The sequence below is a fragment of the Streptomyces sp. NPDC091416 genome (genome assembly GCF_044756845.1).
Lineage (GTDB): Bacteria > Actinomycetota > Actinomycetes > Streptomycetales > Streptomycetaceae > Streptomyces.
This window is the reverse complement of sequence record NZ_JBIVTU010000012.1, coordinates 103,615-126,666: the sequence shown is the minus strand read 5'-3', so window position 1 is coordinate 126,666 and position 23,052 is coordinate 103,615. Positions and strand designations below refer to the sequence as shown.

The following is a 23,052-nucleotide window of genomic DNA, read 5'->3' as shown; positions in this document are numbered from 1 at the left end:
CCTCCGCAAGCTCAATTCACCCAATCGTCGCCCTCAGGCCACGCCCGCCATCCGCCACCGACACATTGACCGGCTGATGTACATTCGTGCTGATCTCGCTGGTGGTGCCCTGCTTCAACGAGGAAGACATCCTCGAACGCTTCCATGAACGCGTGACGGATGAGATGACCCGCCTGGGCCATGCCTTCCAACTCGTCTACGTGGACGACGGGAGTGCGGACCGGACGCTGCCGATCCTCCAGGAACTGGCGGCCGCCGACCCCCGGGCCCGCTACGTCTCCTTCAGCCGCAACTTCGGCAAGGAGGCCGCCATGCTGGCGGGCCTCCAGCACGCCGAGGGCGACGCCGTCGTCATCATGGACGCCGACCTCCAGCACCCGCCGGAGCTCGTCGGCCGCATGCTCCGGGAGCACGCACAGGGCTACGACCAGGTGATCGCCCGCCGCACCCGCAAGGGCGACCGCGTCACCCGCACCCTCACCGCCCGCGCCTACTACTGGCTGATCAACCGTCTCGTCGACGTCGAACTGGTGGACGGAGTGGGCGACTTCCGGCTGCTGTCCCGCCGGGCCGCCGACGCCGTGCTCGAACTCACCGAGTACAACCGCTTCTCCAAGGGCCTCTTCGCCTGGGTCGGCTTCCCCACCACGACCTTCAGCTACGAGAACGCCGTCCGGGAACAGGGCCGCTCCGCCTGGACCTTCGGCAAGCTGCTGAACTACGGCCTCGACGGACTCCTCTCCTTCAACAACAAGCCGCTGCGCGCCGCGCTCTACCTCGGCATGCTCCTGATGTCCGTGGCCCTCGTCTACGCCGCCTGGATCGTCGGCGTCGCCCTGGTGAAGGGCGTCGACACCCCCGGATACGTCACCCTGCTCGTGGTCCTCACCGCCCTCGCCGGTGTCCAGATGGTGATGGTCGGGGTGGTGGGGGAGTACGTCGGCCGTATCTACTACGAGGTCAAGCGCCGCCCGCACTTCCTGGTCAAGGCCACCAACACCCGCGCGCACCGGCCTGCCCAGGAGCCGGAGCCCATGGAGTTCGTACGCCGATGACGGTCAAGGCACAGATGGCCCGGTTCGCCCTGGTGGGCGCCGTGAACACCGGCACGTACTACGGCTGCTACCTCGTCCTGCTGCACCGGCTGCCGTACATAGCGGCGCATGTGCTCGCCTTCGCGCTCAGCATGACCGGGTCGTTCTTCCTGAACTCGTACTTCACCTACCGCACCCGGCCCACCTGGCGGAAGTTCCTGCTCTTCCCGCTCACCAACGCGGCCAACTTCGTCATCACGACCGGTGGTGTCTACCTGCTGGTCGACCTGGCCGGATTCAGCAGCCGCTACGCACCGCTGGTGGCGGCCGCGGCCGCCATCCCGATCACGTTCGTCGTGTCGCGCACGATCATGCTGCGGCCCGACACCCCGCGGAGAACGGCCGAGCGGGTCGGCTGATCCGCGAAGCCGACACCCCACATCCCCAACTCCTGCCGAATCGTTGGTCGAATCAGTGGCCCGGACCCGTTCCACTGCCTAACATCGATCACCGCAAGGCTTTGTGCACCGCCGCACAATCTCCTCGGGAGGCTCCTTTGCACCGCCGCCGTCGCACCGCGCTCACCGTCTCCGCCGCACTGCTCGGCGCAGCGCCACTCCTCGCCGCATGCGGCAGCCAGGCCCACCCCGGTGCCGCGGCTGTCGTGGGCGGGGACCGGATCACGGTGGCCACCGTGCAGGGCCAGGTGGAGGAGGTCCGCCGGGCGCAGGACGCCTCGAAGCAGGCCGCCCAGGTCACCAACCAGTCCGGGCAACTCGGCCGCGCGAAGCTGCACGGGATGATCCTGGACCGGGTCCTGGACAAGGCCTCCGCGGACGCCGGGGTGACCGTCACCCGCGCCGAGATCCAGCAGATGCGGCAGCAGGCCGCCGCCCAGTACCAGGGGGAGGCGGGGCTGCGGGCCGCGGTGCTCCAGGAGCGCTGGATCGCCCCGGACCAGATCGACGCCTTCCTGCGCGAGCAGATCCAGCTGACCAAGCTCGGCCAGGCGCTCGGCGCCGACCCGACGACCCCGGCCGGCACGAAGGTCCTCGGCGACGCCCTGACGAAGGCGTCCAAGGCACTGAAGGTCGACGTCAACCCGAGGTTCGGGGCCTGGAACAACCAGCAGATCCAGCTCGCCGAGTACAAGGCGCCCTGGATCAGCCAGGTCACCAAGCCGGCCCAGTCGGCCGCGGAGGCCGGGGCCTGAGGACTGTCCGACGGCCGGGGTAGATTCGAGTCGTGAACGCTGAAGACCCCGGCCGCATCGTCCTGCTCACCGCCAGCCACCGCGTCGCGCCCGGACTGCTGTCCTGGCCCGCCTGGCAGACCCTGCACGCCGCCGACCGGGTGCACTGCGGGGAGCAGGACCAGCCGCAGCTGCCGTATCTCCGCGAGGCGGGCATCACCGTGACGCCCGGCGTGCCCGACGCGCAGGAGCTCGTGGACGCGTGCGCGGGCGGCCGGACCGTGGTCGTCCTCACCGGCGGCGAGGGCAACCAGCCGCTGACCGACGGACTGGCCCGGCTGGCCGGTTCGGGACGGGTGCACATGCCGAACCTGGAGCTGCTGCCCGGTTCGTACGACCTTCCCGGCGCCCGGCTCCTCGACCTGGTCCAGGTCATGGACCGGATCCGCCTCGCATGCCCGTGGACCTCGCAGAAGACCCACGAGGGGCTCGCCAAGTACGCCATCGAGGAGGCCTACGAACTCGTCGAGGCGATCGAGGACGGCGACCGCGAGGAGCTCCGCGAGGAGCTCGGGGACGTACTGCTCCAGGTCGTCTTCCACGCGCGCATCGCGGAGGAGGACGAAGAGGAACCCTTCTCCGTCGACGACGTCGCCGCCACCCTCGTCGAGAAGCTGATCCACCGCCACCCGCACGTCTTCGGCGACGAGACCGCCGAGACACCGGAGGACGTCCACGCGCACTGGCTGCGGACGAAGGCGATCGAGAAGCAGCGCGAGTCCGTCACCGACGGGGTGCCGCTCGGCCAGCCCGGCCTGGCGCTCGCCGCGAAGCTCGCGAGCCGGGTCCGTACCGCCGGACTCGACGTGGCGCTCCCCGAGGGCGGGAAGGGAGACGAGGACGGCGGCATCGGTTACCGGCTCCTCGCCCTGGCCGTGCACGCCCAGGAGGACGGCATCGACCCGGAGGCGGCACTGAGGGCGGCGGGGCGTGCGTACCGGGACGCGATCCGGGCGGCGGAGGGCGTCGGCTAGCGGCGGAGGACAGCGGATACCGTCGGGGGGTGAACGACCGACCCGCCGACGCCCCCACTGGCTGCCCCGCCCACGCGACGCCACCCGCACCCGAACTCTTCACGTGGGAGTTCGCCACCGACCCGTACCCCGCCTACGCCTGGCTGCGCGAGCACAGCCCCGTGCACCGCACCACGCTGCCCAGCGGGGTCGAGGCCTGGCTGGTGACGCGGTACGCGGACGCCCGGGAGGCACTCGCCGACAACCGGCTGTCCAAGAACCCGGCGCACCACGCCGAGTCCGCGCACGCCAAGGGGAAGACGGGGATCCCGGGCGAGCGCAACGCGGAGCTGATGACGCATCTGCTGAACATCGACCCGCCCGACCACACCCGGCTGCGCCGCCTCGTGTCCAAGGCGTTCACGCCCCGGCGCATCGCGGAGTTCGCCCCGCGCGTGCAGGAGCTGACCGACCGGCTCATCGACGGGTTCATCGAGAAGGGAGAGGCGGACCTCATCCACGAGTTCGCCTTCCCGCTCCCCATCTACGCGATCTGCGACCTGCTCGGCGTGCCCCGCGAGGACCAGGACGACTTCCGCGACTGGGCGGGCATGATGATCCGCCACGGCGGCGGCCCGCGCGGCGGGGTGGCCCGTTCCGTGAAGAAGATGCGCGGCTACCTCCTCGAACTGATCCACCGCAAGCGCGAGAACCCGGGGGACGACCTGATCTCGGGGCTGATCCGGGCGAGCGACCACGGTGAACACCTGACGGAGAACGAGGCCGCGGCGATGGCCTTCATCCTCCTGTTCGCCGGTTTCGAGACCACCGTCAATCTGATCGGCAACAGCGTCCACACCCTGTTGGGCCACCCGGAGCAGCGCGCGCAGCTCCAGCGTTCCCTGGCCGCCGGGGAGACGGAGCTGCTCGCCACGGGGATCGAGGAACTGCTGCGCCATGACGGTCCGGTGGAGCTCGCGACCTGGCGGTACGCCACCGAGGCGCTGACGATCGGCGGGCAGCGCGTCGGTGAGGGCGACCCCGTCCTCGTCGTGCTCGCGGCCGCGGACCGGGACCCGGAGCGCTTCGACGGACCGGACACGCTGGACCTTGCGCGGCGTGACAATCAGCACCTCGGCTACGGTCACGGAATCCACTACTGCCTGGGAGCGCCGCTGGCCCGGCTGGAGGGGCAGGCCGCGCTCGCCACCCTCCTGAAGCGCCTGCCCGACCTGCGACTTGCGGGAGAACCTGCCGATTTGCGGTGGCGTGGCGGGCTCATCATGCGCGGACTGCGTACGCTGCCGGTGGAGTTCACGCCCGGGCCGGTACGCGACGAAGGTGACACTCTGTCAACTCTGTGACTTTCACGTGATCTGCGCTGCATCGACTTGTGACATGCGTTCGAGTCCCGCTAGGTTCACCGTTCGACTCACCCGTCACCCGTCAGTCACACGGAAGGCATTCCCATGGGCTCCGCGAACGGCAGACACCGTCGCCCTCGGCAGGCACCCGCCATCATCGTCGCCGCAGGCGTGACCGGCTCGGCCATCGCCATCCCGCTGCTCGGTGCGGCGGGTGCGCACGCCGCCGACGCCTCGACCTGGGACCGCGTGGCCGAGTGCGAGAGCGGCGGCATGTGGAGCGCCGACCTCGGCAACGGCTACTACGGAGGTCTGCAGTTCTCGCAGGAGGTCTGGAAGTCGTACGGCGGCGAGTCGTACGCCGAGCGCGCGGACCTCGCCAGCCGCTCGCAGCAGATCGCCGTGGCGGAGAAGGTCCTGGAGGACCAGGGGCCGAAGGCGTGGCCCAGCTGCGCGGTCATCTCGGGCCTCGCCGTGGACAGCGGGCTGCCGGGCGTGGACCCGGGCAGCGCCCCGTCCGCCGACCCGGCGGACACCGTGGACCCGTCCGCGAGCGCCGATCCGTCCGCGAGCGCCGATCCGTCCGGGGACGCGACCCCGTCGGACGACGCGTCCTCGAAGACGAAGACGAAGGCACCGTCGGGCGACGCGAAGGACGAGGACGCGAAGCCGGACGCGTCGGCGTCCCCGTCGGCCACGCCCTCCGCGACGCCCCCGGGTGACGCCTCCGGGGCCGGGAAGGGTTCCTCCGAGGGGCAGGAGAAGGGCGGCAAGCACCGTGGCGCCCCGGCTCCCGAGGAGACCCCTGGGAGCGCCGGCGGCCGGGACGCGGGCCGGCACGCCTCGCGCGGTGACAGTGGCGCACGCGACACCGGAGCCCCGGCTGCTGACGGCGCGTACACCGTGCGCGCGGGCGACAACCTGTGGGCGATTGCTGATGCACAGGAGCTGCCCGGCGGCTGGACGGCCCTGTACGAGGCCAACAAGGCCGAGGTGGGCTCCGACCCCGACCTCATCCTGCCTGGCCAGAGCCTCGATCTCGGCGTGAAGGCCGAATGAGCGCGGTCTGATGATCAGCTGAAAACACCCCAAATATTGGGGTAGTTAAGAGGTCTATGTCCCACTTTTGACCAAGTGAGACATGGGTCTCTTTGCGTGAACTGGCGTGTCTTGTCCGGGAGGTCCCGCCGCATCCGTTCCCACCTGCGCAAACAGTACTTCTTCGGGTGCAAGTAAGGGCTGTTTATACGGTATGTCCATCTTTGGATATGCGGGTTGGTTGTGTTTACGGTCGGAACCGCTCGCACCGCGGGCCCCGTCGACCGTCACGCCGAATCCTGCCGTCGGTCGAAGGGAACAGACGCGTAAAGCGCCGTAGGCAGGAGCGGGGGACCCAGGTAAGCGCCGGGCCCGATCGTCGCAAGACGCATCAGGACCGGCTTGGGGTGAAGTCGCGCGCTAGGACGTGCGACCGGGCAACTCACTTGGCCCGAACCCGACAGCTCACCTCGCAGGCGTCGGTGAGGAGAAGTCTCGATGCTGCTCAACAGCAAGGGCAACAAGCACCGTCGCCCGTCCAAGGCCGTCCGTATCGCCACGCTCGCCGGTGTCACCGGTGCCGCCATCGCCGTGCCCCTGATGGGCGCGACCGGCGCCTCCGCCGCCTCCGTCTCCACGTGGGACGCCGTCGCCCAGTGCGAGTCCGGCGGCAACTGGTCCATCAACACCGGCAACGGCTACTACGGCGGCCTGCAGTTCTCGCAGTCCAGCTGGGCCGCCGCCGGCGGCACCCAGTACGCGGCCCGCGCCGACCTGGCCACCAAGGCTCAGCAGATCGCCACCGCCGAGAAGCTCCTCGCCCTCCAGGGCCCGGGCGCCTGGGCCTGCGCCGGCGCCGGCAACCTGAGCAACGACGGTGTCGACCCGGGCGTCGACACCGGCTCCTCCGCCGCCAAGACCGAGGCCGCCCCGAAGCAGGAGTCCGCGCCGGTCCAGAAGGCTGAGCCGAAGAAGGCCGAGCGCACCGAGGCCCCCGCCACCAACCGCTCGGACCGCGCCGCCGCTCCGAAGAAGACCGTCACCACCCCGACCGGCAAGAAGGTCGCGAAGGGTGACGGCGAGTACAAGGTCGTCACCGGCGACTCCCTGAGCAAGATCGCCGCCGACCACAAGGTCGAGGGCGGCTGGGAGCAGCTCTTCAAGCTGAACAAGGACATCGTCACGGACGCCGACCTGATCTACCCGGGTCAGCAGCTCCACCTGACGAAGTAGTCGCGATCTCTCCTCGCCGATGACCCCGGCCGCCCCGGCCCGGTGCGCACCTTCCCCCCGTGCGTGCCGGTCCGGGGTGAGCCGGTTTCTGCGTTGATCGTTCAACTGTTGTAGTTACTAGCCAGTAAATTTCTGGCCTTTTGCCCCGCTGTGCCTGCCCTTGGGTCCTTTTTCGTCCCAGGGGACGGGCGGTCGGCCGGTTGCGGTGGCCCGGCCGGTTAGGCTCTTGTCGCAAGGCCAAAGCGACCCTGCACCACAAGCGTCACATCCCAGAAGGAGATGCCTCGTGCCGTCCATCGACGTCGTCGTAGCCAGGGAAATCCTCGACTCCCGCGGAAACCCCACGGTCGAGGTCGAGGTCGGCCTCGACGACGGCAGCACGGGCCGTGCTGCCGTTCCGTCCGGCGCCTCCACCGGCGCGTTCGAGGCCATCGAGCTTCGCGACGGCGACCCCAGCCGTTACCACGGCAAGGGCGTCGAGAAGGCCGTCCTCGCCGTGATCGAGCAGATCGGCCCGGAGCTCGTCGGCTACGACGCGACCGAGCAGCGGCTGATCGACCAGGCGATGTTCGACCTCGACGCCACGGAGAACAAGGGCTCGCTCGGCGCCAACGCCATCCTCGGCGTCTCGCTCGCCGTGGCGCACGCCGCCTCCGAGGCCTCGGACCTGCCGCTGTTCCGCTACCTCGGTGGCCCGAACGCGCACCTGCTGCCCGTCCCGATGATGAACATCCTCAACGGCGGGTCGCACGCCGACTCCAACGTGGACATCCAGGAGTTCATGATCGCGCCGATCGGCGCGGAGTCCTTCTCCGAGGCCCTGCGCTGGGGCGCCGAGGTCTACCACACGCTGAAGAAGGTCCTGAAGACCAAGGGCCTGTCCACCGGTCTCGGTGACGAGGGCGGCTTCGCGCCGAACCTGGAGTCGAACCGCGCCGCCCTGGACCTCATCGTCGAGGCCATCAAGGAAGCCGGCTACGCCCCGGGCAAGGACATCGCGCTCGCGCTCGACGTCGCCGCCTCGGAGTTCTACAAGGACGGCAAGTACGAGTTCGAGGGCAAGTCCCGCTCGGCCGCCGAGATGACCGAGTACTACGAGGAGCTCGTCTCCGCGTACCCGCTGGTCTCCATCGAGGACCCGCTGTACGAGGACGACTGGGCCGGCTGGAAGGTCATCACCGACAAGATCGGCGCCAAGGTGCAGATCGTCGGCGACGACCTCTTCGTCACCAACCCGGAGCGGCTGTCCCGCGGCATCGAGGAGGGCTCGGCCAACGCCCTGCTCGTCAAGGTCAACCAGATCGGTTCGCTGACCGAGACCCTGGACGCCGTCGAGCTGGCCCAGCGCAACGGCTTCAAGTGCATGATGTCGCACCGTTCCGGCGAGACCGAGGACGTCACCATCGCCGACCTCGCGGTCGCCGTGAACTGCGGCCAGATCAAGACCGGCGCCCCGGCCCGCTCGGACCGCGTCGCCAAGTACAACCAGCTGCTGCGCATCGAGGAGATCCTCGACGACGCCGCGGTGTACGCGGGCCGCTCGGCGTTCCCGCGCTTCAAGGGCTGACATCCGGGCCCGGTGAAGCCCGGCCGGGTCAAGTGCCCCGGCCTCCGTCCGTCCCCGCACTCGGTCCCGTACCGTGTGCGGGGACGGACGTGCGTAATGGGGAGGCGGAGACATGGCCGCGAAGGACCGGGACCGGTTCTCCACCGCGACCCGGCTGCGGCTGCTCGGTGAGCAGACCGCCGCCCGCGTCTACCGCTCCCAGAACCGCCGTCAGGCGCGCCGCTCCCGGCTCACCGGCCGGGCCGCCTTCCTGGCCCTGGTGGTCTGCTCGCTGATCGTCGCCCTCGCGTATCCGATGCGGCAGTACGTGTCGCAGCGCGACGAGATCGCCGATCAGGAGCGGCTGGCGCAGGAGGCCGAGGCCCGCACCGAGGAGCTGCGCGACGAGAAGGCGCGGCTCCAGGACGACGCGTACATCAAGCGGCTGGCCCGCCAGCACCTGCACTACCTTCTTCCCGGGGAGACCGGCTACACCGTGGTCGATCCCGATGCGGTCAAGGAGCGCAACGGGACGCAGGAGGAGACCGACCGGCCCTGGCACTCCAACCTGTGGGACGGTGTGGACAGCGCCGACCGCGGCTGAGCCGTCTCCCTTCTTCGCCGTACGTCCCGCCCCCGTACATCCGCACGCCCGTACACCCGTACATCTGCAGAACCGCAGTTCGAGCAGTCCGACCGATCAGAACCCCTAGGCAGGCATGGAAACGCCCCCTCCCCAGACCGAGTCCACCGCGCCGACCGACGCGGACATCGCCGCCTTCCAGCAGCAGCTGGGACGCCCGCCGCGGGGTCTGCGCGCGATCGCGCACCGCTGCCCGTGCGGCAACCCGGACGTGGTCGAGACGCAGCCCCGGCTGGAGGACGGTACGCCGTTCCCGACGACGTTCTACCTGACGTGCCCGCGCGCCGCGTCCGCGATCGGCACGCTGGAGGCGAACGGGGTCATGAAGGAGATGACCGAGCGCCTCGGTACGGACCCCGAGCTGGCCGCGGCGTACCGGGCCGCGCACGAGGACTACATCGCGCGCCGCGACGCCATCGAGGTGCTGGAGGGCTTCCCGAGCGCGGGCGGCATGCCGGACCGGGTGAAGTGCCTGCACGTGCTCGTCGGGCACTCGCTGGCCGCGGGGCCGGGCGTGAACCCGCTCGGGGACGAGGCGATCGCGATGCTGCCGGAGTGGTGGCGCAAGGGGCCGTGCGTGACACCGTGCGGCACGCCTGACGCGGACGAGGACTGAGGTTCCTGCCGGGGGCCCTGCCCCCGGACCCCCGCTCCTCGATCGCCCGAGGGGCTTTTTTGCCGGAGAGGCTCAAGTCATGACACGCGTGGCCGCCATCGACTGCGGTACCAACTCGATCCGTCTGCTGGTCGCGGACGCCGACCCCGTCGCGGGAGAGCTCGTCGAGCTCGACCGGCGGATGGAGATCGTCCGGCTGGGGCAGGGGGTCGACCGGACCGGGCGGCTTGCCCCGGAGGCGCTGGAGCGGACCTTCGCCGCCTGCCGGCAGTACGCCGCGGTGATCAAGGAGCACGGTGCGCAGAGGATCCGCTTCGTCGCGACCTCCGCCTCCCGGGACGCGGAGAACAGGGACGACTTCGTCCGCGGCGTGCTGGACATCCTGGGCGTCGAGCCCGAGGTGATCACCGGTGACCAGGAGGCCGCGTTCTCGTTCGACGGGGCCACCAAGGAGCTCGCCGGGCGGGACGACCTCGCGAAGCCGTACCTCGTCGTGGACATCGGCGGCGGCTCCACCGAGTTCGTCGTCGGCGACGACCGGGTCCGGGCGGCCCGGTCCGTGGACATCGGCTGCGTCCGGATGACCGAGCGCCACCTCGTGCGGGACGGGGCGGTCAGCGACCCGCCCGCGCCGGAGCAGGCGGCCGCGATCCGTGCCGATGTCGCCGCCGCGCTGGACCTGGCCGAGGAGACCGTGCCGCTGACCTCGGCGGGCACACTCGTCGGACTCGCCGGAACGGTCACCACCGTGGCCGCCATCGCGCTGGGGCTCGAGGAGTACGACTCCGAGGCGATCCACCACACGCGGATCTCCCTGGAGCAGGTCCGGGAGATCGCCGGACGGCTCCTCGCCTCGACCCACGCCGAGCGTGCGGCCATCGGCGCGATGCACCCGGGCCGGGTCGACGTGATCACCTCCGGGGCGCTGATCCTGCTGGCCGTGATGGAGCGGACCGGGGCGCGCGAGGTCGTCGTCAGCGAGCACGACATCCTCGACGGCATCGCCTTCTACGCGGCTCGTTAGCGCAGGTCGGCGGGGAGTCGCGGACCCTGCTCATCGGCACTCCGGCCTGCACTTCTGAGCTCGTCGGGGAGGCCGGTGGAGGGCCTCGGGGGTGCCTTCGCCGACACGTCGTCACGAAGTTCGTGAACTTCTTCACAAGGAATTGGGCCCCCAGGGGCGGACTTCTGCTCCGAACGGGCCCGCGGGAGGGTGTGCGGGGCCGCCCGGCCCGCATGCGGGGCGGTTCCGGGTGCGTTGCGGATGTGTGAACTGGAGGGGTGGTTCACCCCGCTCGGAGGCTCAACGGCCAGCTCACAAGCGGTGAACAACGTTCGCCGAGGCGCCGTGGTTCCCCTGTCGGCCCATGACCTGGGTCACGTGGGCGGCGAAGTGTAGCAGAGGGTGGGTCATACCTTGTGAAGGGGCTCACGAGCGTGCCTCCCGAGGGGGGTGGATACTCGATGGCATGAGCACCACGGAGCGTCCCAGGATCCTCGTAGTAGGCGGTGGGTACGTAGGCCTGTACGCAGCTCGGCGCATTCTGAAGAAGATGCGCTACGGCGAGGCGACCGTCACGGTCGTCGACCCCCGGTCGTACATGACCTACCAGCCCTTCCTCCCCGAAGCTGCTGCCGGCAGCATCTCGCCTCGGCATGTCGTCGTCCCGCTGCGACGCGTGCTGCCCAAGGCCGAGGTCCTCACCGGCCGCGTCACGACCATCGACCAGGACCGCAAGGTCGCCACGGTTGCGCCGCTCGTCGGCGAGGCCTACGAGCTGCCCTTCGACTACCTGGTCATCGCGATGGGCGCCGTCTCCCGTACCTTCCCGATCCCCGGCCTGGCCGAACAGGGCATCGGCATGAAGGGCATCGAGGAGGCCATCGGCCTGCGCAACCACGTCCTCGAGCAGCTGGACAAGGCTGACTCGACGACCGACGAGGACGTCCGCCGCAGGGCGCTGACGTTCGTCTTCGTGGGCGGCGGTTTCGCCGGTGCGGAGACCATCGGCGAGGTCGAGGACATGGCCCGCGACGCGGCGAAGTACTACACGAACGTGAAGCGCGAGGACATGCGCTTCATCCTCGTCGACGCCGCCGACAAGATCCTTCCCGAGGTCGGCCCGAAGCTGGGCACCTGGGGCCGGGAGCACCTGGAGTCCCGCGGTGTCGAGGTCTTCCTCTCGACCTCCATGGACTCCTGCGTCGACGGTCACGTGGTGCTGAAGAACGGCCTCGAGGTCGACTCCAACACCATCGTGTGGACCGCCGGTGTGAAGCCGAACCCGGCGCTGGCCCGCTTCGGCCTGCCGCTCGGCCCGCGTGGCCACGTCGACACCACCGAGAAGCTCCAGGTGCAGGGCACCGACTACATCTGGGCCGCGGGCGACAACGCCCAGGTGCCGGACATGATCGGCCGCAAGGCCGGCAACCCGAACGCATGGTGCCCGCCGAACGCCCAGCACGCGCTGCGTCAGGCCAAGGTCCTCGGTGACAACGTCATCTCCGGGATGCGCGGCTTCCCGCAGGGCGACTACAGCCACGCCAACAAGGGTGCGGTCGCCGGTCTGGGCCTGCACAAGGGCGTCGCGATGATCGTCATGGGCAAGGTGAAGATCAAGCTCAAGGGCCGTCTCGCCTGGTACATGCACCGCGGCTACCACGGCATGGCGATGCCGACCTGGAACCGTAAGATCCGGATCTTCGCCGACTGGACCCTGGCGATGTTCCTCAAGCGCGAGGTCGTCTCGCTGGGCGCCATGGAGACTCCTCGCGAGGAGTTCTACGAGGCCGCCAAGCCGGCTCCGGCCCCCGCCGCCGCCAAGCCCGTGAGCGAGAAGGCCAAGGCCTAGGACCGGACGGAGGGCCCCGGCCCTCCCGCCCGGCGCGCGGATCTCCGGATCCGCGACAGACAGTCGCACGACGCCCGAAGGGGCCGTCCGCCATCCGTGGTGCGGACGGCCCCTTCGGCGTATCGGCGCAGGCCGGCGCCGCAGCCGGTGCGGGAGCGCGGGGACCAGCACCCCGGCGGATGCGTGTGGGGTACAGGCATTTTGCCGTTCCATTGCGCGGTAGCGGGATGGCCCGGCCGCCGGAAACTGTTGAAGGGGTGTACCTCGCCGCGGAGCCCAGGGTGCCGGGGCGTGGTCCGGGACATGCGTGGGCATGTCTGGGCACGTTGGGAAACACCATCACGGAGGTGTGCGCCATGGCAGACGCCGCATTGCGGCTGACCGCTCTCGCCCAGGAGTTGCTGGGAGACCCCCTACCGGTCCGCATCCGGGCCTGGGACGGCAGCGAATCCGGCCCTCCCGGCGCCCCCGTCCTCGTCATCAGGAACCGCCGTGCCCTGCGCCGCCTGCTGTGGAAGCCGGGCGAACTGGGCCTCGCCCGGGCCTGGGTGGCCGGGGAACTCGACATCGAAGGCGACCTGTACGCGGCCCTGGACCTGATGGCCGGGCTGATCTGGGAGCGCGGCGGCGAGGCGAAGGACAGCGTCCACCCGCTCCGCGACCCGAAGCTGCGCGCCGCGGCCAAGGGACTGCTGCACCTGGCCGGCCCGTGGCCGCCGCCCCCGCCGCCGCCCGAGGAGGTACGCCGGCGCAGCGGCACGCTGCACACCAAGCGCCGCGACAAGGAGGCCATCAGCCACCACTACGACGTGGGCAATGACTTCTACGCACTGGTCCTCGGCCCGTCCATGGTCTACTCCTGCGCCTACTGGGAGGACGGCGGGAACCTGGAGGACGCCCAGCGTGACAAGCTCGACCTGGTCTGCCGCAAGCTCGCACTGAAGGAGGACGACCGCCTCCTGGACGTCGGCTGCGGCTGGGGATCCATGGCCATCCACGCCGCCCGCACGTACGGCGCCCGGGTCACCGGGGTGACCCTCTCCGTCGAGCAGGCCGCCTTCGCCAGGAAGCGCATCGCCGAGGAGGGCCTGACCGACCGCATCGAGATCCGGGTCCAGGACTACCGGGACGTCAGGGACGGCCCGTACGACGCCATCTCGTCGATCGGCATGGCCGAACACGTCGGATCGGTCCGCTACCGCGAGTACGCCGACGACCTCTACGCACTCCTCAAGCCCGGCGGGCGCCTCCTCAACCACCAGATCGCCCGCCGCCCGGAGAAGGACGAGTCCGCGTACCACGTGGACGAGTTCATCGACGCCTACGTCTTCCCGGACGGCGAACTGGCCCCGGTGGGCCGGACCGTCGCGACCCTCGAAGAAGCCGGCTTCGAGGCCCGCGACGTCGAGTCGCTCCGCGAGCACTACGCCCTGACGCTGCGCCGCTGGGTCGCCAACCTGGAGAAGGAGTGGCCGCGCGCGGTGAAGATGACCTCGCCCGGCCGGGCCAGGGTCTGGCGCCTCTACATGGCCGCCTCCGCCCTGTCCTTCGAGCACAACAAGATCGGCGTGAACCAGATCCTCGCGGTCCGCCCGGCAGACGGCGGAGGCGCCCGCATGCCGCTGCGCGCCCGCGACTGGAAGGCCGGTGCGACGGGCTGACCGTCGGACCCGCACGGCCCGCCGGTCCGGGGCGTACGCGAGCGGCCGCCCCGTCGGCGTACGCGAGCGGCCGGCCACCGGAGACGGCCGAGGGCCGGTACCCGCCACCGCGGGTACCGGCCCTCTTCCGTGTCCCGCTCCGGACTACTCCGTCTTGATCGCCGTGAGCATGTTCAGCTTCGCGGCGCTGCGGGCCGGCCACAGGGCGGCCAGCACCCCCACCAGCCCGGCCAGCAGCAGGAAGACCGCGATCCGGCCCCACGGCACGACCAGGACGTACTGCGGGATCTGGGACGCCACGGTCTGTCCGATCGCCCAGCCGAGGAACATGCCGAGCCCGATGCCGACCACCGCGCCGAACAGCGAGATCACCACCGCCTCCAGCCTGATCATGCGCTTGACCTTGCGCCGGTCCAGGCCGATGGCCCGCAGCATGCCGATCTCCTGCTGACGCTCGAACACCGACATGGCCAGGGTGTTGACGACCCCGAGCACCGCGATGATCAGCGCCATGGCCAGCAGGCCGTACATGATGTTCATCGCGAGGTTGATGGAGCCGCCGAACATGTCGCGGATGTCCTTGCGGTCCATGACGCTCATGCCGGGGTTGTCGCCCAGCGCGTCCACCAGCGCCTGCTCGTGCGCCGCGCTCGCGCCGCCGTCCGTCTTCACCCAGATCTCCCGGATGTCCGCACGGGCCTGATGCGGGGCCACGACGTCACGGGGGATCAGGACCGGCGAGAGGAACTCGTTGTCCTTGTAGAGGGCCCCGATCCTCAGGCTGCCCTTCTTGTCGTCCTCGTACGTGACCGGGACGCTGTCCCCGGTCTTCCAGCCGTGCGACTTCGCGGTCTTGTCCGAGACGGCGATCTCGCCCTTGGCCAGGGAGTCCAGGGAGCCCGAGCGGGTGTCGACGGTGAGGACCTTCTCCACATCGCCGGGGGTGACGCCGGACGCCGAGAGCGAGGTGTCGCCGATGTCCAGCCAGACCGCCTCCTGAGGCGAGACGGCGGTGACGCCGGCGGCCTTCTCCAGGGCGGTGAGCGCCGACTCGTCGAGCGCGTCGCCGCTGGCCATCGACACCATGTAGTCGGCCCTGATGTTGTCCGTCGTCATCTTGTCGACCGCCTGGCCGAGGGTGACGCCGAGCACCGAGATGCCGGTGACGAGAGTGAGGCCGATCGCCAGCGCGGACGCGGTGGCGCCGGTGCGCCGCGGGTTGCGGACCGCGTTCTGCGCGGCCAGCTTGCCGGAGACCCCGAACAGCCGCCGCAGCAGCGGGCGCACCAGGGCGATCACCGGCCGGGACAGCAGCGGGATCAGGATGATGATGCCGATCAGGGCCAGGAAGGCGCCGCCCGCGATGAGGAGCTGGCCGTTCGACCCGGCCTGTGCCGCGCCGCCCACGACCGCCGCTCCGCCGAGCAGGGTGACGACGGCACCGATCGAGTTGCGCAGCACCAGGGACTTCACCGTGGCCACCGCGTACTGGCTGTTCATCGCCGCGACGGGCGGGATCTTCGCGGCCCGGCGGGCGGGCAGCCAGGCGGCCAGCACGGTGATCAGGACGCCGACGCCGAAGGCGGCGACGACGGTGGCCGGCGAGACGACCAGCGGTCCGGCCGGGATCTTCCCGCCGATCAGGCTCATCGCGGAGCGCAGCCCGGTGGCGAGGCCGAGGCCCAGCGCGAAGCCGACGACGGACGCGATCAGGCCGACGACGGCCGCTTCGAGCAGGACGGAGCGCTTGACCTGGCGGCGGGAGGCGCCGACCGCGCGCAGCAGCGCGAGCTCCTTGGTGCGCTGGGCGACCAGCATGCTGAAGGTGTTGGCGATGAGGAAGATGCCGACGAAGAGGGCGATGCCCGCGAAGGCGAGCAGCAGCTTGTTGAGGCTGCTCAGGGCGGATTCGGTCTGGTCGGCCTGCTCGTCCGCGCGGACCTGGCCGGTCTTGGCCTCGGCGTCCTTGGGCAGCAGCGGCTCGACGGCGGCCAGCAGCTGCTGGTCGGAGGCGCCGGGTGCGGCGGAGACGTTGACGTCCTTGAACTCGCCCGGCCGCAGGAACAGCTGCTGGGCGACGGGGGTGTCGAACAGGACGAGGCTGCCGCCGGCGTTGACCGCGCCGTCCTCGGTGGTGAAGACCCCGGACAGGGTGTACTCCTTCACCGGTCCGTTGGTCGCGACCCGTACCTTGTCGCCGACCTCGTACTCGCCCTTCCTCGCCGTGTCCTTGTCCAGGGCGACGCTGCCCGCGGCGGTCGGACCCGAGCCGTCGGTGAAGGTGTACTGGGCGTCCTGGCCGTCCTTGCCGGGGGTGAAGTTGGACCCGGTGTTGGACCAGCCGTTGCCGATGAGCTTGCCGTCGGGGTCGGCCACTCCGGCGAAGCCGTTGACGCGGCCGGTGGCGGAGGCGACGCCGTCCAGGGCCTGGATCTTCTTCAGTGTGGCGGCGTCGATGGCCGCGGTCTTCGCGTCACGCTGGTCGGCGCGGGTGGTGACGGCGACGGCGATGTCGTCGTAGCTCTTCGCCGACTGGTTGCGGAAGGCGTTGCCGAGGGTGTCGGTGAAGACCAGGGTGCCGGAGACGAAGGCCACGCCGAGCATCACGGCGAGGACGGTCATCAGCAGCCTGGCCTTGTGCGAGAGCACATTGCGCAGGGCGGTACGGAACATGTCTGTCAGTCCTGGAGGGGGAGGGGTTCCGGATGGGGTGGCGACGAGGTCCTGCCGGGGAACCCCGGACAGGGCCCGGGGGCCCGGAGAGGGCCGGGGCTCAGCTGGTGCGGCCCTTGGCGTCGAACGCCTTCATCCGGTCCAGCACCCCGTCCGCGGTGGGGTGCATCATCTGGTCCACGATCGCCCCGTCCGCCAGGAAGATCACCCGGTCCGCATAGGAGGCGGCGGCCGGGTCGTGGGTCACCATCACCACGGTCTGGCCCAGTTCGCGCACCGAGTTGCGCAGGAAGCCGAGCACCTCGGCGCCGGAGCGGGAGTCCAGGTTTCCGGTGGGCTCGTCGCCGAAGATGATCTCGGGCTGCGAGGCCAGGGCGCGGGCCACCGCGACGCGCTGCTGCTGGCCGCCGGAGAGCTCGGTCGGGCGGTGCTTCAGCCGGTCGGCGAGGCCCACCATCTCGATGACCTTGCGGAGCCAGTCCTGGTCGGGCTTGCGGCCCGCGATGTCCATCGGCAGCGTGATGTTCTCCAGCGCGGAGAGCGTCGGCAGCAGGTTGAACGCCTGGAAGATGAAACCGATCTTGTCCCGGCGCAGCTGGGTGAGCTGCTTGTCCTTGAGGGAGCCCAGCTCCGTCTCGCCGATGCGCACGGAACCGCCGGTGAAGCTGTCGAGGCCGGCGACGCAGTGCATCAGCGTGGACTTGCCGGAGCCCGACGGGCCCATGATCGCGGTGAACTCGCCCTGCGGGAAGTCCACGGTGACCCGGTCCAGGGCCGTCACCTTGGTCTCGCCCTCCCCGTAGACCTTCGACAGTTCCGTGGCGCGGGCGGCCACCGCGGTGGCGCGGTGAGCGGTGGACATGGTGGTCACGGGAGACTCCAGGGTCGGGTTCACAGGGGACGGGGCCCGCCCGGCGGCCTCGCCGGGCGGCGGGGCCCGGGGCAGGGGCACCGCTCCATCCTCTCCGCCGGGCGGCCGCCGGTCGTCAGTCCCGGTGCCCGTTCCGGGGGCAGCCTTGAGTCGCATCGCGGGGGGTCCGGCGTCCTCCTGCGGTATGACATGGACCCCGAAGGCCGTTCCCGCCTACTGCGGCGGGGACGTCGACCCGCGCGGGACGAGCCGGGCCGCCGCGTCCTCGAATCCCGCCGCCGTACCGTCGGTGACCAGGGACAACAGGGTGCGCGCGGCGTGCGCCCCGTACGCCGGGATGTCGCGGCTCAGCGCGGTGAGCGGCGGCCGGACCACACGGGAGAGCTGGGAGTCGTCCCAGGCGACGAGGGAGAGGTCGGCCGGTACGTCGAGCCCCATCTCCTGGGCCACGGAAAGCCCGGCCACGGCCATGATGTCGTTGTCGTAGACGACGGCGGTGGGGCGTCGCGGGGAGCTGATCAGCCGCCGTGTCGCGTGCGCCCCGTCCTGGCCGGAGTAGTCGGTGTGGACGATGACCGGCTCGCCGAGCCCCAGTTCGGCGCAGATCCCGGCCTGGGCCCGGTCGCGCAGTTGCGTGTGGTTGAGGCCGGGCAGTCCGGCGACCCGGGCGATGGACCGGTGGCCCAGCGCGGTCAGGTACGCGAGGGTGTCGCGCAGTGCCGTGTGCTCGTCCGACCATACGGCGGGGAGCGGACCGGCCGCCGACGGGTGGCCGATCACCACGGCCGGCAGGCCGAGTCCGGTGACGCCCTCGATCCGCGGGTCGGGGCTGCGCAGATCGGCGAGGAACACGCCGTCCACCCGGCCCTCGCCCCACCAGCGCCGGTAGACCTCCAGCTCCTGCGCGGGACCGTTGACGACCTGGAGGAGCAGGGCGCAGCCGCGCGGCGAGAGTTCGCTCTCGATGCCGCTGATCAGCTCCATGTAGAACGGCTCCATGCCGAGCAGCCGGGCGGGCCTGCACAGGGCGAGGCCGACGGTGTCGGCCCGGGCGCGGGTGAGGGCGCGGGCGGCGCTGTTGGGACGCCAGCCGATCTCCTGCGCGATGGCCTTGATGGTGGCGCGGGTCGCGGGGGAGACGCCGGGCCGGTCGTTCAGGGCGTAGGACACCGCGACCTTGGAAACCCCGGCGCGGCGCGCTATATCGGCGATCGTCGGACGGTGCCTGGGCAATGCGACCTCGCTTAACCGGTTCGTTTGACACGAAACGCCTTGGTCTCCGACCCTCTCGCGTGCGGCTTCGCCGCCGGGACGATGATCGCTCAACTGCCCATGAAAATAAAGGGATGGGAGCGCTCCCGCACCCTTGACATGCCCTCCGTGCGGCCTTAGCTTCACGGCACTTACCCGGTTCAGTAACTCCGCTCGGCAGTGACGGCGGGGAGAAGGAGGGACGATGGGCACGGGATTCCGGGGACGGACCGCGGCCACGCTCGCCGTGATCGCACTCGCCGCCACCGCGTGCACGGGAGGCGGCTCCTCGGCGGGCGGCTCCGGCGGCGCGGGCGGCGGAGGGGGTGGCGCGCTCCCGCGCAACGAGACGCTCTACACCACCGGTACGCAGTGGGGGCCGCCGGCCAACTACAACCCGCTGCACAACTGGGACCACGCCACCGGTACCAAGGGCCTGGTCTACGAGACCCTGTTCCACTTCGACCCCAACGAGGGCAAGCTGACGCCCTGGCTGGCGGAGTCGGGCAGCTGGACCGGCGACAAGACGTACGAGATGAAGCTCCGCCCGGGCATCACGTGGTCGGACGGCAAGCCGCTGACCGCCAAGGACGTCGCGTACTCCTACGGCATCGGCAAGATCGAGGCCTCGTCCTTCCACACCCTGTGGAGCTGGCTGTCGGACGCCAAGGCGGTGGACGCCACGACGGTCCGCTTCACCTTCAAGGAGGCCCGCTACCAGGAGTGGGACTTCACCCTCTACGGGCAGCCGATCGTCCCCGAGCACATCTGGAGCAAGCGCTCCGAGAAGGACATCCTCGACGGCGTCAACGACAAGCCCGTCGGCACCGGCGCGTACACGCTCAAGAGCAAGTCCCAGGACCGGGTCGTGTGGCAGCGGCGCGACGACTGGTGGGGCGTCAAGGCGCTCTCCATGAAGCCCGCGCCCCGCTACATCGTCGACGTCTCCAACCCGAGCAACGAGGTCGTCATCGGTCAGCTGGGCCAGGGCCAGCTGGACCTCAGCAACAACTTCCTGCCCGGCGCCTCCTCGCTGATCAAGAGCAAGAAGGTCGTCTCGTACTACGACAAGCCGCCCTACATGCTGTCCGCCAACACGGCCTGGCTGGTGCCCAACACGACGAGGAAGCCGATGAACGACGCGGCCTTCCGCCGCGCGCTCGCCGCCTCCGTCGACACCGGGAAGATCGTCAAGGGCGTGTACGGGGAGCTGGTGAAGCCCGCCAACCCGACGGGTCTGCTCCCGCAGTGGGACAAGTTCGTCGACCAGGACCTGGTCGCCAGGGAAGGCTTCTCCTTCGACACCGACAAGGCCAAGCAGATCCTCGCGGACGCCGGGTACAAGGACACCAACGGCGACGGCCTGGTGGAGAACAAGGACGGCTCCAAGATCAGTCTGAAGCTGGCCGTGCCCACCGGCTGGACCGACTGGATGGAGGCCGCCAAGGTCATCGCCTCCTCCGCCAAGGACGCGGGCATCTCCATCACCACCGAGTTCCCCGACGCGAACGCCCTCAACGAGACGCGCGGCAAGGGCAACTTCGACCTCGTCGTCAACAACGAGCGCCAGCTCTCCAGCACCCCGTGGACGTACTACGAGTACATGTTCCAGCTGCCCGTCCAGAAGCAGCAGAACACCGTCAACTTCGGCCGCTACGAGAACGAGGAGGCCTGGAAGCTCGTCCAGGAACTCGGCGGCGTGAAGACGGACGACACCGAGGGCATGAAGAAGGTCATCTCGAAGATCCAGGCGATCCAGCTCAAGGAGATGCCGGTCATTCCGCTCTGGTACAACGGCCTCTGGGCCCAGTCCACCACCGGAAGCTGGACGAACTGGCCGTCGGACGCCGCCGGTGCGCCCAAGTACGCACCGGCGCTGTGGCGCAACTGGCTGGAGATGGGCGGCTTTGAAGCCCTCACCCAGATCAAGCCCGTCAAGTGACACGGCCGTTCTGAGAAGGACCGGCCCCGCGCCGGCCGTTCCGGGAAGGACCGGTTCCGCGCCGGCCGTTCCGAGGGGGCGGCCGGCCGCGCGTCGCCGGCCGTTCTCGATTCCATGACCGCCCCGCCGCGCGCACGCCGCCCCGACCGCGGCCCGCACGGCGGGGCTCTCTCCGGGGAGCTCCCTTGCGCCGCTACTTCGCCCGCAAACTTCTGATCTACGCGCTGACCTTCGTCGTCGCCGTCACCGTCAACTGGATGATCCCGCGCTTCATGCCCGGCGACCCCGTCGCCGCCATGGTGGCCAGGGCCCGGGTCTCGCAGCCCGAGGCCGTCGAGGCCATGCGCGCCTACTACAACAACCTCTTCGGCTTCGACGAACCCGTCTGGCAGCAGTACCTGCACTTCTGGGGCGCCCTGCTCCAGGGCGACTTCGGGCTGTCCATCTGGGTGTTCCCCAAGCCCGTGGCCGACGTGCTGCTCGACGCACTCCCGTACACGCTGGGGCTGATGATCCCGTCCGTCCTGCTCAGCTGGTTCGTCGGCAACTGGGCCGGGGCGCTGGCCGCCCGCCGCAAGGTGCTCGACAACACCGTGCTGCCGGCGGGCTACCTGCTGACCGCGATGCCGTACATGTGGATCGCCGTCATCCTCGCCTGGGCGCTCGGCTCGAAGGCGGGCTGGTTCCCGCTCTCCGGCGGCTACAGCCTCGACATCCAGCCGAGCTGGTCCACCGCCTTCGCCGTGGACCTGCTCCAGCACTGGGTGCTGCCGTTCCTCTCCCTCTTCCTGGTCGCGCTCGGCGGCTGGGCCATCGGCATGCGCAACATGATCATCTACGAGCTGGAGTCCGACTACTCCTCCTACCTGTCGGCCCTCGGCGCGCCGCAGCGGCTCATCCGCCGCTACGCCTTCCGCAACGCCGTCCTGCCCCAGATCACCGGCCTCGCCCTCCAGCTGGGCGTCCTGGTGGCCGGGGCCCTCGTCACCGAGATCGTGTTCGCCTATCCCGGACTCGGCTCGCTGATCCTCGCCGCGATCCAGAACCAGGACTTCTTCCTGCTCCAGGGCGCGTTCCTGTTCATCGTCATCGGCGTACTGATCGCCAACTTCCTCATCGACATCGTGTACGTCGTCGTCGACCCCCGGACCCGTACCGGCATGGCAGGAGGCCAGTCATGAGCACCGTGCCCGAACCGGCCGCCGAGACCGCCGCCCCCACCGCAGCCGCCCGCCCGGGCCGCGAGACGCTCCACTACGCCGTGCGCAACCCCAAGCTCCTCATCGGGTTCACCGTCGTCGTGCTGCTCCTGCTCACCGGCATCATCGGGCCGCCGCTGCTCGACAACGCCGACCCGAACGAGTACGTGGGCCCGCAGGCCGCGCCGCCGGACGGCACGTACTGGATGGGCACCACCACCTTCGGCCAGGACGTGTACGCCCAGTTCGTGCACGGGCTGCGCGCCACCTTCCTGGTCGGCGTCGTCGGCGGGGCCATCGCCGCCGTCATCGCCATGCTCGTGGGCTTCCTCGCCGGCTACCGCGGCGGAGCGGTCGACGAGATCCTCAACATGCTCACCAACGTGGTCCTGGTGCTGCCCGCGCTCGCCGTGCTGCTCATCATCAACGCCTACCTCGGCGTCCGCTCGGTGCCCGTGCAGGGCCTGTTCATCGGGCTCACCTCGTGGCCCTGGGCGGCGCGCGCGATCCGCGCGCAGACGTTCTCGCTGCGCACCCGCGAGTTCGTGGACCTGGCCCGGCTCAGCGGCAGCGGCACCTGGCGGATCGTCTTCCGCGAGATCGCGCCCAACATGAGCTCGTACCTCTTCATGATGTTCATCCTGCTCTTCGGCGGCTCCGTGCTGATCGCCTCCTCCCTCGACTTCATCGGGCTCGGCCCCACCGAGGGCGTCTCGCTCGGGATGATGCTGCAGAGCGCCCAGCAGTGGAGCGCGCTCCAACTCGGCATGTGGTGGTGGTTCGTCCCGCCGGGCGCCGGGATCACCGCGATCGTCGGCGCGCTCTACGTCGCCAACGTCGGCCTCGACGAGGTCTTCAACCCGAAACTCCGGGAGGCCTGAGCCATGACGTCCACCGTGACCCGACCCGGAGAGGCCCTGAGCA

19 protein-coding genes and 1 riboswitch are annotated in these 23,052 nt (G+C 70.2%); of the genes, 16 read left to right on the top strand and 3 right to left on the bottom strand.

Annotated features, from left to right (window positions below; genetic code table 11):
- Positions 1-86: 86 nt before the first annotated feature.
- From ACIQMX_RS30875 to ACIQMX_RS30815, 13 genes are all read left to right on the top strand, one after another.
- Entirely contained in the window at positions 87-1,055 is a 969-nt protein-coding gene (locus tag ACIQMX_RS30875; protein ID WP_363067427.1) for a glycosyltransferase family 2 protein, read from the top strand.
- Entirely contained in the window at positions 1,052-1,453 is a 402-nt protein-coding gene (locus ACIQMX_RS30870) for a GtrA family protein (protein ID WP_402482974.1), read from the top strand. Before ACIQMX_RS30875 ends, ACIQMX_RS30870 begins: the two co-directional genes overlap by 4 nt.
- Before the next feature lie 137 nt (positions 1,454-1,590).
- Positions 1,591-2,247: a SurA N-terminal domain-containing protein gene (locus tag ACIQMX_RS30865; protein ID WP_363067431.1), complete on the top strand. Its 657-nt coding sequence runs from the start codon at positions 1,591-1,593 to the stop codon at positions 2,245-2,247.
- Between the two features lie 32 nt (positions 2,248-2,279).
- The gene (locus ACIQMX_RS30860) at positions 2,280-3,260 is read left to right on the top strand and encodes a nucleoside triphosphate pyrophosphohydrolase (RefSeq protein ID WP_402482971.1); all 981 of its coding nucleotides are present in this window, start codon (positions 2,280-2,282) and stop codon (positions 3,258-3,260) included.
- A 29-nt stretch (positions 3,261-3,289) separates the two neighbouring features.
- A complete protein-coding gene (locus ACIQMX_RS30855) occupies positions 3,290-4,603 on the top strand; it encodes a cytochrome P450 (RefSeq protein WP_363067435.1) in 1,314 nt (437 codons plus the stop codon).
- 105 nt (positions 4,604-4,708) lie between these two features.
- The gene (locus tag ACIQMX_RS30850) at positions 4,709-5,662 is read left to right on the top strand and encodes a transglycosylase family protein (RefSeq protein ID WP_402482968.1); all 954 of its coding nucleotides are present in this window, start codon (positions 4,709-4,711) and stop codon (positions 5,660-5,662) included.
- Positions 5,663-5,963: 301 nt separating this feature from the next.
- Positions 5,964-6,135: riboswitch (cyclic di-AMP (ydaO/yuaA leader) on the top strand.
- 4 nt (positions 6,136-6,139) lie between these two features.
- Complete coding sequence (locus ACIQMX_RS30845) at positions 6,140-6,874, top strand: transglycosylase family protein (protein WP_402482965.1); 735 nt, start codon at positions 6,140-6,142, stop codon at positions 6,872-6,874.
- A 286-nt stretch (positions 6,875-7,160) separates the two neighbouring features.
- A complete protein-coding gene (gene eno / locus ACIQMX_RS30840) occupies positions 7,161-8,441 on the top strand; it encodes a phosphopyruvate hydratase (protein ID WP_363067441.1) in 1,281 nt (426 codons plus the stop codon).
- Positions 8,442-8,553: 112 nt separating this feature from the next.
- Positions 8,554-9,024 (top strand): septum formation initiator family protein, encoded by a 471-nt coding sequence (locus ACIQMX_RS30835; RefSeq protein WP_363067443.1) that lies wholly within the window; start codon positions 8,554-8,556, stop codon positions 9,022-9,024.
- Positions 9,025-9,139: 115 nt separating this feature from the next.
- Positions 9,140-9,679, top strand: coding sequence for a DUF501 domain-containing protein (locus tag ACIQMX_RS30830; protein ID WP_363067445.1), 540 nt, complete (start codon positions 9,140-9,142; stop codon positions 9,677-9,679).
- Positions 9,680-9,758: 79 nt separating this feature from the next.
- Positions 9,759-10,703 (top strand): Ppx/GppA phosphatase family protein, encoded by a 945-nt coding sequence (locus ACIQMX_RS30825; protein ID WP_363067447.1) that lies wholly within the window; start codon positions 9,759-9,761, stop codon positions 10,701-10,703.
- 445 nt (positions 10,704-11,148) lie between these two features.
- Complete coding sequence (locus tag ACIQMX_RS30820) at positions 11,149-12,531, top strand: NAD(P)/FAD-dependent oxidoreductase (protein WP_363067449.1); 1,383 nt, start codon at positions 11,149-11,151, stop codon at positions 12,529-12,531.
- Positions 12,532-12,887: 356 nt separating this feature from the next.
- Positions 12,888-14,192, top strand: coding sequence for a class I SAM-dependent methyltransferase (locus tag ACIQMX_RS30815; RefSeq protein WP_402482959.1), 1,305 nt, complete (start codon positions 12,888-12,890; stop codon positions 14,190-14,192).
- Between the two features lie 144 nt (positions 14,193-14,336).
- Here ACIQMX_RS30815 and ACIQMX_RS30810 read toward each other — a convergent pair whose 3' ends face one another.
- The 3 genes from ACIQMX_RS30810 to ACIQMX_RS30800 form a co-directional block, all read right to left on the bottom strand.
- The gene (locus ACIQMX_RS30810) at positions 14,337-16,865 is read right to left on the bottom strand and encodes an ABC transporter permease (protein ID WP_402482956.1); all 2,529 of its coding nucleotides are present in this window, start codon (positions 16,863-16,865) and stop codon (positions 14,337-14,339) included.
- Between the two features lie 100 nt (positions 16,866-16,965).
- Entirely contained in the window at positions 16,966-17,736 is a 771-nt protein-coding gene (locus ACIQMX_RS30805; RefSeq protein ID WP_363067454.1) for an ABC transporter ATP-binding protein, read from the bottom strand.
- Positions 17,737-17,949: 213 nt separating this feature from the next.
- Positions 17,950-18,969: a LacI family DNA-binding transcriptional regulator gene (locus ACIQMX_RS30800; protein ID WP_363067456.1), complete on the bottom strand. Its 1,020-nt coding sequence runs from the start codon at positions 18,967-18,969 to the stop codon at positions 17,950-17,952.
- Between the two features lie 223 nt (positions 18,970-19,192).
- Here ACIQMX_RS30800 and ACIQMX_RS30795 point away from each other — a divergent pair, with 223 nt between their 5' ends.
- The 3 genes from ACIQMX_RS30795 (at position 19,193) to ACIQMX_RS30785 (ending at position 23,009) form a co-directional block, all read left to right on the top strand.
- Positions 19,193-20,929, top strand: a complete 1,737-nt coding sequence (locus tag ACIQMX_RS30795; RefSeq protein ID WP_363067458.1) for an ABC transporter substrate-binding protein — start codon at positions 19,193-19,195, stop codon at positions 20,927-20,929.
- Between the two features lie 185 nt (positions 20,930-21,114).
- Complete coding sequence (locus tag ACIQMX_RS30790) at positions 21,115-22,110, top strand: ABC transporter permease (protein WP_363067460.1); 996 nt, start codon at positions 21,115-21,117, stop codon at positions 22,108-22,110.
- The gene (locus ACIQMX_RS30785) at positions 22,107-23,009 is read left to right on the top strand and encodes an ABC transporter permease (protein WP_402482951.1); all 903 of its coding nucleotides are present in this window, start codon (positions 22,107-22,109) and stop codon (positions 23,007-23,009) included. The genes ACIQMX_RS30790 and ACIQMX_RS30785 overlap by 4 nt, the downstream gene beginning before the upstream one ends.
- The last annotated feature ends 43 nt before the right edge of the window (positions 23,010-23,052 follow it).

Bases quoted from the DNA above. Each gene is read 5' to 3' on its own strand.
- ACIQMX_RS30870 (WP_402482974.1), top strand. From the start codon at position 1,052: ATGACGGTCAAGGCACAGATGGCCCGGTTCGCCCTGGTGGGCGCCGTG.
- ACIQMX_RS30850 (WP_402482968.1), top strand. From the start codon at position 4,709: ATGGGCTCCGCGAACGGCAGACACCGTCGCCCTCGGCAGGCACCCGCC.
- ACIQMX_RS30845 (WP_402482965.1), top strand. From the start codon at position 6,140: ATGCTGCTCAACAGCAAGGGCAACAAGCACCGTCGCCCGTCCAAGGCC.
- ACIQMX_RS30835 (WP_363067443.1), top strand. From the start codon at position 8,554: ATGGCCGCGAAGGACCGGGACCGGTTCTCCACCGCGACCCGGCTGCGG.
- ACIQMX_RS30830 (WP_363067445.1), top strand. From the start codon at position 9,140: ATGGAAACGCCCCCTCCCCAGACCGAGTCCACCGCGCCGACCGACGCG.
- ACIQMX_RS30825 (WP_363067447.1), top strand. From the start codon at position 9,759: ATGACACGCGTGGCCGCCATCGACTGCGGTACCAACTCGATCCGTCTG.
- ACIQMX_RS30820 (WP_363067449.1), top strand. From the start codon at position 11,149: ATGAGCACCACGGAGCGTCCCAGGATCCTCGTAGTAGGCGGTGGGTAC.
- ACIQMX_RS30815 (WP_402482959.1), top strand. From the start codon at position 12,888: ATGGCAGACGCCGCATTGCGGCTGACCGCTCTCGCCCAGGAGTTGCTG.
- ACIQMX_RS30810 (WP_402482956.1), bottom strand. From the start codon at position 16,865: ATGTTCCGTACCGCCCTGCGCAATGTGCTCTCGCACAAGGCCAGGCTG.
- ACIQMX_RS30795 (WP_363067458.1), top strand. From the start codon at position 19,193: ATGGGCACGGGATTCCGGGGACGGACCGCGGCCACGCTCGCCGTGATC.
- ACIQMX_RS30785 (WP_402482951.1), top strand. From the start codon at position 22,107: ATGAGCACCGTGCCCGAACCGGCCGCCGAGACCGCCGCCCCCACCGCA.